Consider the following 14,377-nt stretch of genomic DNA (forward strand, 5'->3'; position numbering starts at 1 on the left):
TCTTCTAGTAGTAAATATACTATTATGTATATTGTGCAGAAGTAAATTTATTACTATAAATAAGTATACTATTTAATTGTTTTCATATAAATAGAAACAATTAGGTTATTATTAATATTTTATATAGCAATAATCATACCAATTGTCTATTTTTCTATTAATAGTTCTTTAAAGCTACTTAAATAGACCTTTATCTTACAGTGCCAGTTATAGTATTTTGTTAGAGAAATTTAAAAATGTGAGACAATTGTTATATTCATTGTTATAATTTGATTATTCTAACAACTTTGCAATTCAAATTTCTTAATATTTAACTATTTACAAAATATAAAAATACAAGCTTTGCCATAGAGGCAAAGCTTGTAATCTTATATTATAAATTATTTAATTAAACAACATACATCATTTGCAAATTGCACTGGATCCTCTACAGGAAGTCCTTCAATTAGAAGTGCCTGGTTATACAACAGATTGGAATACATTTTTAATTTATCTTTATCTTCTGCATATGCCTTTTTAATTGCCTTGAACATCTCATGGTTAGTATTCACTTCCAAAATTTTATCTGCTTTGATGTTTTGATTATTTGGCATCATATTAAGTACCTTTTCCATTTCAATAGACACTTCCCCATCATTTGCCAGGCAGACAGGATGAGTTTTCAATCTATTGGATGCCCTAACCTCTTTTACTTTATCTTTTAACACCTCTTTCATAAAATCAAACAGTTGCTTATTTTCCTCAGTTTCTTTTTTACTTTCCTTATCATCGGAATCAAAACCTAAATCTTTGCTGGAAACAGATTTAAATTCTTTTTCCTTATATTTTGCAAGCATTTTAATTGCAAATTCATCCACATCATCAGTAAAATATAATATTTCAAAACTCTTATCTTTAACCAGTTCAGTTTGAGGTAATTTTTCGATTTTTTCTATGTTTTCACCAGCTGCATAGTATATATACTTTTGATCCTCTTTCATACGTGAAACATATTCATCAAGGCTTACAAGCTTTTTCTCCGTAGAAGAATAAAACATCAGTAAATCCTGCAGCACTTCCTTGTTAGCTCCAAAGTCAGAATAAACTCCATATTTAAGCTGCTTTCCAAAGCTATTATAAAATTCAATATATTTCTCACGATCATTTTTAAACATTAAAAGAAGTTCGTCCTTTATTTTGTCCTTTATTTTTTTTGCAATAAATTTAAGCTGCCTGTCATGCTGCAGAAGTTCTCTGGAAATATTAAGGGAAAGATCTGCTGAGTCCACCAGACCCTGCACAAAGCTAAAATAATCCGGCAATAAATCAGCACATTTTTCCATTATCAAAACACCATTTGAATAAAGTTCCAATCCTTTTTCAAATTCCTTTGTATAAAAATCATAAGGTGCCTTAGCTGGAATGAAAAGCAAAGTTCTATAACTTACTACCCCTTCAACACTTGAGTGTATCACCCTAAGAGGTTTTTCATACCCAAAATGCTTATCCATATAAAATTGATCGTAATCCTCAGGTTTCAATTCATTTTTATTTTTTCTCCAGATTGGTACCATACTATTTAAAGTTTCATCCTCAAAATAGTCCTCTTGTTCCTTATCATTATCCTTTTTAGGTCTGCTTTTCTTTACCATCATTTTAATTGGATACTTTATAAAATCAGAATACTTTTTAACTAAAGACTTGATTTTATATTCATCTAGAAACTGATCATACTTTTCATCTTCAGTATTTTCTTTAATCTTCAATGTAATTTCAGTACCTACCGTTTCCTTTTCACAAGGTTCAATATTATATCCATCTGCACCTTTTGATTCCCATTTATATGCCTTATCCGAATTAATGGAACGACTTTTTACAGTTACTACATCAGACACCATGAAAGCAGAATAAAATCCAACTCCAAATTGACCTATAATATTCACTCCATCTTTTATATCATTTTGATTTTTAAACGCAAGAGAACCACTTTCTGCAATAGTTCCAAGATTATTTTCAAGTTCTTCCTCTGTCATACCTATACCTGTATCAGTAATTGCAAGTGTTCTTTTTTCTTTATCTGCAGTAATTCTAATATAGAAATCATCCTTGTTGAAACTAACATTTTCGTCAACAAGTGACCTATAATAACTTTTGTCAATTGCATCACTGGCATTTGATATAAGTTCCCTTAAAAATATTTCTTTATTTGTGTAAATTGAGTTAACCATTAAATCAAGCAATCTTTTTGATTCTGCCTTAAATTCTTTTACAGCCATTCTATCATTTCCTTTCACCTATATCTAAGTTGCAAGGCACAAAGCCCCTTGCTACAGCTATCATTATATAATAAACCAATATTTCATCACTGCAATGAAATCACTGCAATGAAATCACTTCAATAAAACCACGCCTGTTATTTTAAATTAGCATGGTTATTTGTATTATACTTCTTGTTAGCACTTTCACTAACTGAGTGCTAATTTAATTTTAGCAATTATTCTATCTTTGTCAATATATTTTTATAAATTTATTTATTATTATAGATATAAATATGCCAATAAACTAGAAAACTATTTACTTCTAAATTTATTGGCATATTTTCATAAATTAATTATTTTAATTTTTTTTCATATTTTTCAACCATTTTTTTCACCATCCGACCACCAACGGAAAAATTATTTACTGAGTCAGGATTATTGTTATTTGCGGCCAATTCTCTGGCTGCTTCTATTTTTAACTTTTCCATACCTTTTTTGGCTTCAGGAACTAGTATTCTATTTCTTCTGGACATAAATATCATCTCCTCTAATAGTAGTTTGTACATTTCAAAGAAGTATATGATAGAAAATCATAGTATATTATTATGGAAACTTCTAAAATCCTCAATTTATCCCCTTTAGCCTGCTTTTCCACAGCTTATCTAAAAGCAGTTTTTAAAGCTTCCTTTAGCACCTTAGGCCTCCTTTTATAAGGAGTTACCGGGCGAATCTCTTTATCCGTTACATTAAATAGCTTATATATGGCAATTCGTGCTGACCGTACAGAATATTCCTCAGTAAACACCATATCTTCTGGGATCTCAACAAATTGACCAATCATGGCAAAATTTGTTGAACCTTTTGGTACAACCTGAGGACGATCGGTCATCTTTCTAGGTTGGAACTGAGCATCTACATAAGGCATCATACATGGAATAACATTGACTACAGTTTCCATTATTTCATCTTTTTTGTCTTCCATATGTAAATGGTGTAAAAGTTCTATCAAAAGTTCTTCACCAGTGCAATCAGCCATTGATTTCTTTATATAATTTCCAATTTTATCTGTATATAGTCCATAGCCCCAAAAAATAGTTGTATCAAGTGTTTGATTTTTAAAATGGGGCTGAGCTGCAACAACAATGCTCATTAACCAGTTGGAATCTTTAAATGTCATTAATGCACCACTGCCTGGAATATTAGTGGAAAATTTTTCAATTAGTCTTAATAATTTATTGCCCTTACAAGTTACAGTGAAACTTTCCCAGTTGGTTTGCTCGGGATGGCTGAAAAATGGTTCTGGATTGCCAAGGCCTTCTTTCTTTTCAGCTATTTTGGCCCAGAGTTCAGCAGAAGTCAATTGATTTGGATTGTATCCCGCCGGCCTATGCATATCTCCTAAAGTTGCACTGTCGGTCATACAGCCGTTTGTCATAATGCACACATCTCCCAGATTAAGCTCAATAACCCTTTCATCACCACTTTCTTCTATGTGTATTGCAGTTACTGTAATTTGGTCTCCTGATTTAAAATCCAAATCGGTTACAGTTGCATTGATACTGAAATCAACTCCAAAACCATCTAAATAGGTTTTCAATGGCAAAATCACAGATTCATATTGATTATAGGTAGTACGTGTAACACCTTCTAAAGTTTCAATACGAGAAAATTCAAAGATCATACGTTCCATATATCGTTTGAATTCAAAAAGGCTGGACCATTTTTGAAAAGCAAAAGTTGTCTGCCACATATTCCAAAAATTAGTTTTAAAAAAATGAGGCGTACGGCTAAACCATCCCTGAATGGTCATACCATCCAGCTTTTCCTCTGGTGTGATCATTAATTTGCCAAGAGCCATGCGGTCGGCATTATTAAATCCCATACTTTTTACATCTTGAATTGATCCATGTTTATCTACTAAACGTGCTTGTGCATGGGTTGGATGCAAATGATCAAAATTAAGAATTTCTTCAGTAACACTTTTACCCTGTAAATCCAGGGATGGAATGCTTGAAAACAACTCCCAGAAGTTTTCATAGGTCTCTTCATTTAACATCCTGCCGCCGCGGCATATGAATCCCTCTGATGCATTTCCTTCACCATCATTACTGCCCCCAAGAATCCTCATTGCCTCGATAACATGGATATTTTCTCCTTTAAAATTACAGTCCCTTACAAGGTAAGCTGCACCCGCCAGAGAAGCCAATCCTCCACCAATAAAATAAACTTGTTTCTCACCATAATTTGTACCTGCCAGTGATTTTATTGGTTTTTTCGATTTATTTTTAAATTTTTTTCCACCTATAGTGGCTATAATGGTTGCTGCTGCTGATATACCTATTGAGGCTACAATTAATGCTTTTATGTTATTCGAGCTTAATTTTCTCTTCATATAATTTTCCTCCATTTTTAGTTTTATTTACAGTTTAAATTAAATTAATCATAATTACAAACACTTAGATGTCTAAGTTCATTTCTTTTTTAATATATCCTCATTGTCTCTTTTAATACATATTAAAAACTATGAAATCCGCATCAGTAAAAATAATTTTTCAATATTTATTTGCACTGTGAATCACATTGTAGTATAATAAAATTTATATAATTTAATAATGTTCTCTTATCAAGAGCGGTGGAGGGACTGGCCCTTTGAAACCCGACAACCGGACATATCATATGTACCGGTGTTAATTCCTGCAAAGTGAATTGAATCACTTTGAAAGATAAGAAAAATGCTAATTTTATAAAATTGTTATCAAAAGCTTTTTTTCTTATTAAAGAAAAATAGCTTTTTTAATTATATTACAAAAATAAAATACAAATTGGAGGTATAACTAATGGGGATTTTAGTAGTCGGCGGAGACAGAATTGGAAACATAAAAAACAAGTTAAAAGAAAATGGATTTAATAAAATAATACATGTTACTGGGCGTAAAAAGGGTGACAGGAAAATAATTATTCCATCAAATATGGATTTAGTAATGGTTCTTACAGATTACATAGGACACAACATGGCTGAAATAGTAAAAGAGCGCTCAAAACGAAATAATGTTACCGTAATGTTTTGTAAGCATTCCTGGTCAAATATATATAAAAATATAAATATTTATATGAATAAATAGATATTCTGAGTATAATTTATATGATAATGCTCAATTATACTTTTTGCTATAGATAACCCAAGGCCCGAATTTTTGTCTGGATTGACCCGTGATTTATCAGCCCTATAAAATCTTTCGAAGAGCAATTTAATCTCCTCTTCCCTTAGATTGTCGCAGCTGTTGCTTATGGATATTACTGCCCTGTTTTCCTCTTTTGACAAAGATAATTTAACTTCAGAAGGTTTCACACTTTATTCCAGGGCGTTATAAAGCAAATTGTTGAGAGCCCTTAAAAACATGTCAACATCTATCCGCACCATCAGATTTTCAAGAATTATACTGTCTATCAGTTTAAGATTGTTTTCCTCAAAAATAACTAAAAACTCATCCACTACTTGATAGATCAAGTCATTTAAGCATATTGTTGAAAAATTCAATTTCACATTTGTGCTTTCAAGCTTTGTAAAAATAAATAAATTATCTGTGAGCTTTTTCATGGTTCTGGCTTTTTTTAAGGCAATATCTACAAATTTATCCCTTTCCTCCCGGGACTTGTATTCCCTGTCTTTTACCATTTCCAAAAACCCGATGACACTGGTGAGAGGGCTTCTTATATCATGGGCCACATTTGTCACAAGTTCACTTTTGGATCTCTGAATGTTTTTCTCCCTTATGATTTTCTCCTGTATTTTATCTGCCATACCTTGTCTGCAGCTGTAATAATGATTGCATGGACAGTTTTATTCCTGGGACTGAGCATATTTATATTCCAAAGAAGAGAAGAATACATATAATATATGAACTTATTCCCTTTTAGTTAGGTATATAAGAATAAGTCCAATACTGTTAAATAATTTAAATAAAAATATATATAGAATATACCCCAAAAAAGAAGTGAGTACAAATTTGACTTTTATACAAATCTATACTCATTTCCCAGTTTTAAGATAATTCTATTATAAATTTTCTTAGAATAACTATTCCAGTACACCACATTATACAAGTTTTATAATATTAAAGTTATTTTAAATCAAGATACAATTTTATGGGAATACAAATCCCAATGTCCAGTACTAATACCCTTTAACAATCCTTCAACTACGGGATTTAGCTTTTTTACTGAGTATGTAATGCTGCTGAGTTTTGCCATGATGATAATTATTTTTAATAACCGCCATTATAACCTCAGATATACCATTCAGCGTGGCTTTCATACTCATTTTCTTTTTCCCCTTCAGCTAAAAGATTAAATATTGCATTCATTATCACATTGTACAAAATTACACTTGTTATTATAACTCCAACAAAAAAGATATTTTTCACCAATGCTATATTATTGAATAAGATATGCTTGAAAATAACCAAAAGCAATGCAATTTCTATTAGGAAAACCATCACCAACAATAATTTCAATTTATTTTTATCCATAATAAAACTCTCCTTTTATCCAATGTCTAATAACACCCATATTCGTAGAATGATGGTATTAGAATTTCTTATAGGGAAACTTCATCTGAAGTCAAGAATTATTGATAATTTACTTAACATTCCCCACAATCACATTTACTTTCATTTTTACAGTGAATAATTTATTCTATAACACCATGTTCTAAAAGTATCTGCTCAAGCCTTTCCTGTGACATGGGCTTTGGAATCACAAAATTATCATTTTCTTCTATGGATTTTGCAAGTTTCCTATACTCATTGGCCTGTTCTGCTTTTGAATCAAACTGTATTACAGTTTCCTTATGAATTTCAGCTTTTTGAACTACATTATCCCTTGGAACAAAATAAATGAGATGTGTCCCCAATTCCTCTGCAAATGCTTCCAGTAATTCTTTTTCATTTACTACTTTTCTGCTGTTGCAGATAATTCCTCCAAGCCTTACTCCGCCTTTATCTGCAAATTTTTTTATTCCCTTTGATATATTGTTTGCTGCATAAAGTGCCATCATTTCACCGCTGGCTACAATATATATTTCCTTAGCTTTACCTTCACGAATAGGCATGGCAAACCCACCGCACACAACATCCCCAAGCACATCATAAAAAACATAATCCAAATCCTCAGTATATGCTCCCAACCTTTCAAGCATATCTATAGAAGTTATTATGCCTCTTCCTGCACAACCTACACCTGGCTCAGGTCCTCCGGACTCAACGCACTTTATACCGTTAAATCCTTTCTTCAAAATATAATTTAAATCCACATCCCCTCCTTCCTGTCTCAGAGTATCCAAAACTGTTTTCTGGGCAAGTCCACCTAAAAGCAATCTTGTAGAATCCGCTTTAGGATCACAGCCAACCACCATAACTTTTTTACCAAGTTCAGACAATCCCGCTGTCAAATTCTGCGTTGTCGTAGATTTACCTATTCCACCTTTACCATAAATTGCTATTTGTCTCATGTAAATATTCCTCCTAATACTACTGTAATTATTAATCATTAAAACGGCGTATATTTGTCAAAATCTTTGCTGCCCTAATTGGACAATTAGCTCTATCCACCGAAGTACCAAAAGTGTCTTTCGCCACAAGATATTCAAGTATCTTTCCTCTTTTGGCGTAAGATTCAAGTGCTTTTTCTATAGAACCACTGAGGCTTACGGCCACAATATTCCTATCGTGAAGCACACTAACTGCTCCGGAACCAATGCTGCTGGCCAGTATCAATTTCACATCCCCCAGCAGCTTTATAATCTTGTTTAATTTGTCCTCTCCACTCTTGGAATCATTGAGATAAACTTCTCGTGTTTCTATAAATTCATATTCTCCATCTTCTGAAATTTCATAAATGAAAAATTTATCTGCTCTTCCAAAATGCTCATTTATAAAAACGCCATCACTGCTTGCTGCAGCAACTTTAGCCATATATTAACCTCCTTCCATTATGGGCGTACAAACTTACTTAAGAAGTCTTCTATAAGTGAGATTCCTCCGCCGTATCCCGTGTAAGTATCCCTCACAACAACACGGTTTTCTGCTGGGAATGTAACACTCAAATGTACCTGCCTTTTGCTTTCTGCCTCATACCTTTCCTGGGAACTTGCAAAAAGTACTCTGAAATAAGAATTTCTCAAATGTTCATGTATTTCGTAGGAATCTATTTCAAAAATAACCTTAGGATTAATTCCTCCAGTCTTGGCCACGGTGTCTTTATCGCCAAGATTTTTAAGCCTATCTAATATTTCTTCCCTTGTATCAGCTGGTGGATCATCATTTATGATTACAAGTTTTGGAGTAAATCCTGCTTCATTTACCAAAAATCTGGTAATTCCCACTGCTGTTGCAGAACCTGACACTACAGCAAAAGGAAGTGATGCTGAAAATCTTGCACAAACATCTCCTATGATGTTTAAATCTTCATAGGCTTCTCTCTCCTCTTCTGCAATTACATTTTTAATTTTTGATTCAGATATTCCAAATTTTTTACCTATTTTCCCCAAAAATTCGCTTGAATCTCTTGGTCCTACAGGTATATTGGGAAAATTGATATAGGGTATTCCAAATTTTTTTTCCAAAAGTCTTGCAGTTTTTCTCCCCACCCAAGGTGATACCACTATGGTGTATTCTGCGGCAGAAAGTTTTTTCAAACCTTCAATGCCGCTGAAATCTCCTATTATCTGATTTGTTCTAAGTCCAATCTTATTAAGTAGTCTTTTTATTTCACGCAGATTTCCTCTCCAGAATATATCCTGATATGGTACAAAGCCCAGTATATTTACCAGTCCTTTTTCCTTAGGAAGAGGTTTAACCAGCTGCTCAATAGCAGCTTCAAAAACCGCCTCATACCCAAAATAGGTGTTTCCCAAAAAACCACTGGAATTTACATATAACACTGGAGTAGGTTCCTCTGAAAATTCACTTACAACTCCCTCAACGTCATCGCCAATCATTCCTGCTATGCAGCCATTTGCCACAAAATAAAGATCCCCGTCAATTAGATCTATTGTAGAGCGAATCTCTTCTCTGAGTCTTGCTTCCCCTCCGAACACAACATCTCTTTCCGAAAGATTTGTCGAAGGTATACTCAATCCACCAATATATCCCATTCCTTGTTCTCCTCCAGCAACTCTATAGTTAAGCATTTGGTTCATTCCACAACCTATTCCCGAATTGATTATTGGTACAGCCCTATGGATATTGGTGATTACGGAAAGTGCCCCTCCCAGTGCACAAGTATATTTAGGATTTTCTAGAACTCTCTTATCACTTTCCACTTCCTGTAGCTTTAATTCTTGAATGCTATTTGACAAATTTACCATCTCCTCTTAATTAGATAAAAGCAACAAATTTCATAACAATTAAATATAAAAAACGGATTTAAATATTTAACTATAACTAATCTCAACTAATTAAAAATTATTTTAATTTTTAATTATCATTTTTACTAGCATAGGGGTTAAATTTATTCGTAAATAAATCAGTTGCCTTAACTTTTCCTTTAGGAATGTAATTATATTGTTCTAATTTGTCTATAAAATACTGAGCATCAATAGTTTTAATTAATGAATGATCTCTAATATCAGTTACAGTATAATATTTTTCTACTAAAGATGAATCTACATGTCTTTCCTTCGCAAGTTGAACGTGCATTTCTTTTCCTTTTTCTGGATTTTTCTTTAGCCAATCATTTACTTTTTCAAATCCAGTAACAAGTTCCTTAACAGCTTCAGGATTTTCATCTATAAATTTTTGAGTAAGAAATAGTCCACAATGATTAAGTTCTTCTGGAAAAACATCATAAGTGGTAAATAAAAGACGATATTTTCCTGATTCTTCTATAGGATTTTGCTCAAAATCATTCCAAGTTCCCACTCCAGCCAATTGCTTTTTTTCTAGGACTTGAAATACTGTTCCTTTTTGTACTGTAACCAATTTAACATCATTTGGAGACACTCCACCTTTTTTTAACCAATCTACCCAAGCATAATATTCGGTACTACCAGCTTGAATTCCACCAACCGATTTTCCTATTAGATCTTTTGGACTATGAATTGATCCATCTTTTGGAACATAAAAATGAAAATTAGAATCATTTTTACCTCCGTGAGCAGTAGCAACTGCTTTTAATTTCGCTCCTTTTGCTGTCGCACTAGCAGCAATAGAGTATTGAAGCATAGCCGCTTGAATGCGTCCAGATGTAAGAGCTGATAGAGTCTGAGGTCCTGTGGGTACACTTGAATCTACAATTTTAATATGTTTAAAATATCCAAGTTTTTGTGCAATTACTAATGGATCATATGTTGTAATACCTCCTGATGTTCCCCAATATCCTGCTACATTTATAGTCACAACTTTATTTGACTTACCAGACGATGATTTCAAATTTTCTACACTGCTTGTTCCACATGCCGTTAGTCCCAGCACCAATGCTGCAAAAACTACTAAAACTTTAAATGACTTTAGATATTTAAACCTGTTTTTCATAACAAACTCCTCTACTTTTTTATAATTTTAATGATATTTTATTTTATATTTAATTTTTTAGTCTAATAAATTTCATACATATTTCCAATGTGTCAATCGTTTTTCAAACCATACAAAAATGTTGTTAATAATCAACCCAATTAAAGCCATCGTAACAATACCTGCCCACATATTGTCTGTTTGAAAAAGCATTTGCCAATTATTGATTGCATATCCAAGTCCATTGGTAGCACCAAGCATTTCACTAGTTACCAATAATATAAGTGATACAGAAGCACTGTATCTTAATCCAGTAAAAATAGACGGAATGGATGATGGTAAAACCACCTTTCTAAATATTTTACTGTTAGAAAGCTTTATTGATCTGGCACATTTTATATATAGTGGATCAACATTTTTAACTGCACTAGCTGTATTTAAAAAAGTAGACCAGAAACTAGCGAAAGCTATTATGGCTATTTTTGATGCCTCCCCTATTCCAAGTAAAAGAATAAATAGTGGTAAGATAGTTATAGTGTTTACTTGTCTCAAAGTAGCAAATAAAGGATCCATATACTTTTCAAATTTCTTAAACCATCCCATAAAAAAACCTAGTGGAATAGCTAAAGTGATTGCTATACCAAATCCACATATGGCTCTACTCATGCTAATAATTATCGACCTTATCAATTCGCCTGATATAATGAGTTTTATAAATGCGGACACAATTGCAGATGGAGGCGGAATAAATACGGGATCAATCAGATTTAAACGTGGTGCAATTTCCCATATAACTAAAACAGTAATAATAACAATAGTTCGTTGATAAATATTTAGAAATATTGATTTAATTTTGTCAATATTTCTGTTTATTTTCAAAAGCCCATCTTTTTTTTGCATTCTATTTACTCCCCCCTAGCTTAAAAAATTTTTGACTTTTTATAACTTCTTCTTTTATCAAGTTCCACAATTCTTGACGAACTTGTACAAATTCTTTCGATGATCTAATATCTTCATTTTGCAATCTGGAATGACGAGACAATGGTATTCTTATAATTTTCTTTATAGTACCCGGTTTTGCCGTCATAATCGCCACTCTATCCGCAAGAAATACCGCCTCATCAATGCTATGAGTTATAAATATTATGGTTTTATCTGTTTCATTTCTTATCCTGAGAAGTTCTCTCTGCAAAATTTCCCTAGTAAGAGAGTCCAGAGCTCCAAAAGGTTCATCCATGAGCAGTATATCTGGCTCAAAGGACAGAGCCCTTGCAATAGCTGCTCTCTGCTTCATACCTCCACTCAACTGGTATGGATAATGATCTTCAAAACCCGAAAGTCCCACCAATTCCAAAAGTTTGTTTACTATTTTATCTCGTTCTCTTTTTTTTACATTCTGGTTTTCCAGTACAAACCCTACATTTTCAGCAGTTGTAAGCCATGGAAATAGTGCATACTGCTGAAAAACTATCCCTCTGTTTAAATCAGGTCCATCTACAATTTTGCCATCTATACTAACTGTTCCCTCTGTAGGTTTAGAAAGTCCTGCGAAAATATCAAGTAGTGTGGTTTTTCCGCAACCACTTGGTCCAACAATTACAAGAAATTCCCCTTTTTTTACTTCAAGATTTATATTGTCCAATACAGTTGCTGTAGAGTTTTCACTATTTTGCTTGCTATTTATAACAAACTTTTTTACAATATTGTCAACTCGTAATTTGACATCGGTACTAAAATCAGGCTGTAAAATATTCTCAACTGCTTCTTCGCTCATCTTAAAACCCCCTAGACAGACTTTTCCCCAGAATATACCTTTTCTTTAACATAAGTATCAATATCATGTTCATACCACCATGACTTATATGGACTTGGAGTTTCCCTATTCAATGTTTTATTTAACGAAGGATTGTTTAAAGCACGCTGTAAAATATATCCATAATTTAACACTCCCCTAAAGAAAAACTGATTTGACTGAGGTGAAAAATCAGAAAGGAAAGAATGATTTCTTGCTTGGCTACACTCTCTTTTATAAAGTCCCATAAATACACAACCTGTATGAATATCTGGTTTTAACCTATTAATCAAATGACTCTGTTCAAATGGCTGATGATCTGAAGCATGTACTTCAAAATCTCCGATTTCATTATATACATCTTCAAATTCATCCACTATATTTGGATCCAGTTCTAGTGTATTCACAGCTGCCACATCAATGCCCAATTCAGTAGCAAATTTCGGAATAAACACAGCCCTAGCTTGCCCTGCTGAAACATAAATGCTTCTTGCCTTTTTACCTTTAATTGATTTTTTAAGTTTTTCTAATTTAGGTAATACAAAATCTAATTCTTCCTTGATAAGCTGTTCTACTTCTTTTTCTTTATCTGTATATTTCGCTATATTTCTAAACCATATTTTAGTATTTTCAATACCAAGTGGAGCAGGATCTGTAAAATAAGGGGTTCCATAATTCTCATAAAGAGCTTTCTGCATATATTCTCCATATGACTGACATGTAGGAGCAGTTACTGCTGCTTCCGAAATTTCCTTTAATTCGTCCACTGTAGCAAAATCGGGAATAAACCTTGCTCTCAAGCCAATTTTATTGAACATCCTTATAAGATCATTTTTATCTCCCAAGGTCACACTCATAGGTGCTATAATATTTACAAGATCTTTTTGTCTCTTCTTAGGCTTTTGAACTATATATTTCACTATGGCATGAGAAGAACCATCAAAGGCACTCTGAGATATTTGAGATCTAAAACCCTCGCAGTGTACAGGTACAAGTATTGGCTTTACCTCAGGCTGAATTGATGCCACTATGCCGTCTACATCATCGCCCATGACTCCTGAAGTACAAGAGCAAGCAATTATAATGGTCTTTGGATTATATCTTTCAGTTGCCTCTTTTATTGCCAATCTTAGTTTCTTCTCACCCCCAAAGACAATATCACTTTCTGTAAGGTTGCTGCTCACTGCATGAAGCTCCACATCTCCATTCCATGCTCTAAACTTCTCAGGAATTCCCTGATATATCTCTCTATATCCATTTGTACCCTGTGCGCACCCTACAGGTCCATGAACTATAAGAGCGGAATCTCTAATTGTTACAAGTCTTCCCACAGTCTGTGTTAAAAGGCATCCAGTTCCTTGTTGAAATTTACGTTCACGCCAAGGCAGCTCCTCACCAAGATGTTTACCATTTATCAGATCACTTACTTTTCCAGAAAAAGCTTTAACAGTTCCCAATCGATTTTCTCTAATAGGACTGGTACTTTGATCAAGATTTATTTCTTTTTTTTCTTCGTTTGACATAATAATTATCCTCCTTATGATATCTAATATTTAATCACTTGCGGAATTTCACAAGTATTGATTTATATTTTAACAAGTTGAAATGTTGAAGGTACTTTAGTTCTGAAACTAAAAATCGCTTTTAATTTTATTTGCAGTAATACATTGAACATGAAAAAGATAAATTTTATTCATGTTATTTTTCCCCCTGTAATAATAAAAAGACCAATCAAATCATTTGAATTTGATCAGTCTCCAGTTTATCCAGTGAACTTAATTTTAATAAGATTAAATTTTACAAAATAAAAAACTTCCTGCTGAGAAAATCAGGAAGTT

Annotated in this window: 14 protein-coding genes and 1 riboswitch; of the genes, 1 reads left to right on the top strand and 13 read right to left on the bottom strand. The window is 33.0% G+C overall.

The annotated features are described in order from the left end of the window. Nucleotides 1-380: 380 nt before the first annotated feature. The 3 genes from htpG to AB8U03_RS08410 all read right to left on the bottom strand — a co-directional run bounded on the left by htpG (nt 381) and on the right by AB8U03_RS08410 (nt 4,629). Nucleotides 381-2,255 (bottom strand): molecular chaperone HtpG, encoded by a 1,875-nt coding sequence (gene htpG / locus AB8U03_RS08400; RefSeq protein ID WP_369704120.1) that lies wholly within the window; start codon nt 2,253-2,255, stop codon nt 381-383. Between the two features lie 335 nt (nt 2,256-2,590). After that, nucleotides 2,591-2,770 (bottom strand): small, acid-soluble spore protein, alpha/beta type, encoded by a 180-nt coding sequence (locus tag AB8U03_RS08405; protein ID WP_369704098.1) that lies wholly within the window; start codon nt 2,768-2,770, stop codon nt 2,591-2,593. Between the two features lie 125 nt (nt 2,771-2,895). After that, a complete protein-coding gene (locus AB8U03_RS08410; protein ID WP_369704099.1) occupies nt 2,896-4,629 on the bottom strand; it encodes an oleate hydratase in 1,734 nt (577 codons plus the stop codon). A gap of 225 nt (nt 4,630-4,854) precedes the next feature. Further along, nucleotides 4,855-4,967, top strand: a riboswitch (SAM riboswitch). 107 nt (nt 4,968-5,074) lie between these two features. On the opposite strand from AB8U03_RS08410, the gene AB8U03_RS08415 reads away from it, so the two are divergent. After that, nucleotides 5,075-5,359 carry a DUF2325 domain-containing protein gene (locus AB8U03_RS08415; protein ID WP_369704100.1) on the top strand — a complete coding sequence of 95 codons (285 nt, stop codon included), beginning with the start codon at nt 5,075-5,077 and terminating at the stop codon, nt 5,357-5,359. On the opposite strand, the gene AB8U03_RS08420 is transcribed toward AB8U03_RS08415, so the two are convergent. The 10 genes from AB8U03_RS08420 to AB8U03_RS08465 form a co-directional block, all read right to left on the bottom strand. After that, nucleotides 5,344-5,586 (bottom strand): ATP-binding protein, encoded by a 243-nt coding sequence (locus AB8U03_RS08420; RefSeq protein WP_369704101.1) that lies wholly within the window; start codon nt 5,584-5,586, stop codon nt 5,344-5,346. The two genes, AB8U03_RS08415 and AB8U03_RS08420, sit on opposite strands and share 16 nt — an antisense overlap. 3 nt (nt 5,587-5,589) lie before the next feature. Further along, on the bottom strand, nt 5,590-6,039 hold the full coding sequence (locus AB8U03_RS08425; protein WP_369704102.1) for a sensor histidine kinase: 450 nt from the start codon (nt 6,037-6,039) through the stop codon (nt 5,590-5,592). Between the two features lie 484 nt (nt 6,040-6,523). Next, nucleotides 6,524-6,766 carry a hypothetical protein gene (locus AB8U03_RS08430; RefSeq protein WP_369704103.1) on the bottom strand — a complete coding sequence of 81 codons (243 nt, stop codon included), beginning with the start codon at nt 6,764-6,766 and terminating at the stop codon, nt 6,524-6,526. Nucleotides 6,767-6,927: 161 nt separating this feature from the next. After that, nucleotides 6,928-7,746, bottom strand: coding sequence for a nitrogenase iron protein (gene nifH, locus AB8U03_RS08435; RefSeq protein ID WP_369704104.1), 819 nt, complete (start codon nt 7,744-7,746; stop codon nt 6,928-6,930). A 31-nt stretch (nt 7,747-7,777) separates the two neighbouring features. Further along, a complete protein-coding gene (locus AB8U03_RS08440) occupies nt 7,778-8,209 on the bottom strand; it encodes a NifB/NifX family molybdenum-iron cluster-binding protein (protein WP_369704105.1) in 432 nt (143 codons plus the stop codon). Nucleotides 8,210-8,226: 17 nt separating this feature from the next. Continuing rightward, entirely contained in the window at nt 8,227-9,594 is a 1,368-nt protein-coding gene (locus AB8U03_RS08445; protein ID WP_369704106.1) for a nitrogenase component 1, read from the bottom strand. 118 nt (nt 9,595-9,712) lie between these two features. Next, complete coding sequence (locus tag AB8U03_RS08450; protein ID WP_369704107.1) at nt 9,713-10,768, bottom strand: ABC transporter substrate-binding protein; 1,056 nt, start codon at nt 10,766-10,768, stop codon at nt 9,713-9,715. Between the two features lie 72 nt (nt 10,769-10,840). Next, on the bottom strand, nt 10,841-11,647 hold the full coding sequence (locus AB8U03_RS08455; RefSeq protein WP_369704108.1) for an ABC transporter permease: 807 nt from the start codon (nt 11,645-11,647) through the stop codon (nt 10,841-10,843). Between the two features lies 1 nt (nt 11,648). Beyond that, nucleotides 11,649-12,521, bottom strand: a complete 873-nt coding sequence (locus tag AB8U03_RS08460; protein WP_369704109.1) for an ABC transporter ATP-binding protein — start codon at nt 12,519-12,521, stop codon at nt 11,649-11,651. Between the two features lie 11 nt (nt 12,522-12,532). Then, on the bottom strand, nt 12,533-14,062 hold the full coding sequence (locus tag AB8U03_RS08465; RefSeq protein ID WP_369704110.1) for a nitrogenase component 1: 1,530 nt from the start codon (nt 14,060-14,062) through the stop codon (nt 12,533-12,535). Between the last annotated feature and the right edge of the window lie 315 nt (nt 14,063-14,377).

It is taken from the genome of Clostridium moutaii, from assembly GCF_041205085.1.
GTDB lineage: Bacteria > Bacillota > Clostridia > Clostridiales > Clostridiaceae > Clostridium_B > Clostridium_B moutaii.